Genomic DNA, 3,086 nt, shown 5'->3' with positions numbered 1-3,086 from the left:
CTTCTTCACCATCGACGGCGAGAAGACCCGCGACATGGACGATGCCCTGCGCGTCACCAGGCGCGAGGACGGCGGCTGGGAGCTTTCGGTGGCGATCGCCGACCCGACCGCCTACGTCGACGAGACCCACGCGGCGGATCTCGAAGCACGAGTGCGTGCCTTCACCGTCTACCTGCCGGGCCAGAACGTCACCATGCTGCCCGAGCAGCTGGCGGACGACCTCTGCTCGCTGCACGAGGGCGAGCTGCGCCCGGCGCTGGCGTGCCGGCTGGTGATCCACGCCGACGGCAGCCTCGGCGAGTACCGTTTCTTCGCCGCCAACGTCACCTCCCACGCGCGGCTGGTCTACGACAACGTCTCGGACTGGATCGACGGCCAGGGCGACTGGGCCCCGGCCGCCGAGATCGGCGAGCAGTTGACCGCGCTGCGCGAGCTGACCGAGGCGCGCACCGCCTGGCGCAACGCCCACGCGCTGGTGTTCAAGGACCGCCCGGACTACGTGTTCGAGCTGGACGAAGCGGGCAACGTGCTGGCGATCAATACCGAAGAGCGGCGCATCGCCAACCGCATGATCGAGGAATCGATGATCGCCGCCAACGCCTGCTGCGCGGACTTCCTCGCTTCTCACATCGGCCACGGCATCTTCAACGTGCACCGCGCCTTCGAGCCGGAAAAGGCCGAAGCCGCCCAAGAGTTCCTCGCCGGCCAGGAGATCACCGTGGGCCTCGAGGCGCTCACCGAGCTCGAGCACTACAAGGAACTCAAGCGCGCCCTCGAAACCCGTGACGACGCCTGGCTCGACGCGCGCCTGCGCCGCTTCCAGGGCTTCACCACGATGTCCGCCCAGCCGGGCCCGCACTTCGGCCTCGGGCTTGCCGCCTACGCCACCTGGACCTCGCCGATCAGGAAATACGGCGACATGGTCAACCATCGCCTGATCAAGCGCGTGCTGAAAAGCGAGCAGGCCCCGGCGGAAGCGAGCCAGGCGCTCACCGAGCAGCTCACCGAGCGTCGCCGCCTCAACCGTATGGCCGAGCGCGACGTGAAGGACTGGCTCTACGTGCGCTACCTGACCCCGGCGGCTCAGAATCAGGAGGTGTTCGAGGCCGAGATCATGGCGATCAACCGCGGCGGCATGCGCGTGCGCCTGCTCGCCAACGGCGCCACCGCCTTCGTGCCCGCTCCCTTGATGCACGCCGATCGCGACAAGGTGGTGATCGACGACAAGGAGGGCCGCATCCAGATCGAGGGCGAGGAGCGCTACAAGCTCGGCGACGCGCTGCGCGTGGCCCTCACCGAGGCGCGCGAGGAGACCCGCTCGCTGGTCGCACGACCGGCCTGACCTCTCCTTCGCCCGCACCTTACGCCACGGCCCTTGCCGTGGCGTTTTCGTTCTGGTCGCGCTGTCGTCGAACTGTCTTATTTCTGCTCTATGGTGATCCGATGACACTTGCGTGGCGCGGAGATGACCTTGCATACGGCCGATATCACCATGTTCCATGCGCCGTCCAGCGGCGGCGTACGTACCTACCTGCAGGCCAAGCACCGCGTCTTGAACGCCGCCGGCGTGCGTACCAGCCTGCTGGTGCCCGGCGCCGAGCGCGATAGCCTGGGCGACCTGCATACCCTGGCCGCCCCGCACCTGCCGCTGGGCCAGGGCTACCGTTTTCCGCTGCGCCGCAGGGCCTGGCGCGAGGCGTTGATCGAACTCTCCCCGGATCTCATCGAGGCCGGCGACCCCTACGTCACCGCCTGGGCAGCCCTCGAGGCGGGCCAGCGCCTGGGGGTGCCGGTGGTGGGCTTCTACCACTCCGACCTTCCGCACCTGATGGGCGATCGTTTCGGCGAGCGCGTGCGCGACCGGCTGATTCGCTACGTGGTCGACCTGTACCGGCGCTTCGACAGCGTGCTCGCTCCCTGCCAGGCCATGGCCGAGCGCCTGGTGGAGTGGGGCGTGGCCAACGTGCGGGTGCAGCCGCTGGGCGTGGATCTCGAACGCTTTCATCCTCGCCACCGGGATGCCTCGCTTCGCGCGCGGATGGGGATCGGCGAGGAGAAGCGCCTGCTGATCTTCGTCGGGCGCTTCTCGCGGGAGAAGAACATCGATGTGCTGCTTGCCACCCTGCAGCGGCTGGGCAGCGACTACCACCTCTTGTTGATGGGTCCGGGCATGCCGACACGGGTGCCGGCCAACGTGACCGCGGTGAGCCGCTGCTGCGGCGTGCACGAAGTGGCCACGGCGCTGGCCAGCAGCGACGCCCTGCTTCACGCCGGCACCCGCGAGACCTTCGGGCTGATCGCCCAGGAGGCGATGGCCAGCGGTCTGCCGGTGATCGGCGCCCGCGCCGGCGCGCTGATCGAGAACGTGCCGCTGGGCGGCGGCATCCTCTGCCCGCCCCTGGACCCGGAGGCGATGAGCGAGGCCTGCCGGGCGCTGTTCGCCAACGACATCGCCGCCAGCGGCCGCTTCGCCCGCCACTTCGTCGAGCGTCGCTTCGGCTGGCCCACGGTGATCGGCGAGCTGCTCGATCACTACCGCACCCTGACCGCCGCCGAGTGCCACGATGCCCTCTCCCGAACCCGTTCGCGCTAGGTTTCGCCTTCGCCGTTACCAGCTCGTGCTGCTGCTCGCGGCGCTGGCGCTGCCGTTGGCGCTGACCTCGATGGCCGGCGGAGAGCAGGCGCTCGCTCACCTCGAGGCGTTTCCTTTCACGCTCCTGGCGCTGATGCTCGTCACGGCGGCGCTTTGCTGGAACATCAACGCGCTGCGCCTTCGCCTGATGCTGGGCAGCCGCGCTGCCCTCAGCCAGACGAGTGCGCTGGGCATCGAGCTCGCCGCCAAGTTCGCGCTGTGCGCCACCCCCGGCGGCAGCGGCGGTCCGGTGACGCTGCTGGCACTGCTCAACCGGCGCGGCGTACCGCCCGCCAAGGGGGCGGCGCTGTTTCTGATCGACCAGGGGTGCGACTCGCTGTTCTTTCTCGTCATGCTCGCCGTGGCCGTCGGCGTCTCGCTGGCCGGTGATCCCGGCTGGCCTTACCAGGGCATGATCCAGGCGGCCCTGGCGGGGCTGGGGCTCGCCCTGGCC

General features: G+C 69.4%; 3 protein-coding genes. All 3 read left to right on the top strand.

The features are described 5' to 3' along the window. Positions 1-1,342 (top strand): exoribonuclease II (locus tag BIS11_RS13840; protein ID WP_253586320.1); only part of this gene is annotated, 1,342 nt, incomplete at its 5' end. A gap of 129 nt (positions 1,343-1,471) precedes the next feature. After that, complete coding sequence (locus BIS11_RS13835) at positions 1,472-2,593, top strand: glycosyltransferase family 1 protein (RefSeq protein ID WP_253586318.1); 1,122 nt, start codon at positions 1,472-1,474, stop codon at positions 2,591-2,593. Continuing rightward, positions 2,565-3,086: lysylphosphatidylglycerol synthase domain-containing protein (locus tag BIS11_RS13830; protein WP_253586316.1), on the top strand; the 522-nt coding region annotated here is incomplete at its 3' end. The genes BIS11_RS13835 and BIS11_RS13830, both read left to right, overlap by 29 nt.

The sequence above is a fragment of the Halomonas sp. 707D4 genome, from assembly GCF_024158685.1.
GTDB lineage: Bacteria > Pseudomonadota > Gammaproteobacteria > Pseudomonadales > Halomonadaceae > Vreelandella.
This window is presented reverse-complemented; position numbering and strand designations above follow the sequence as displayed.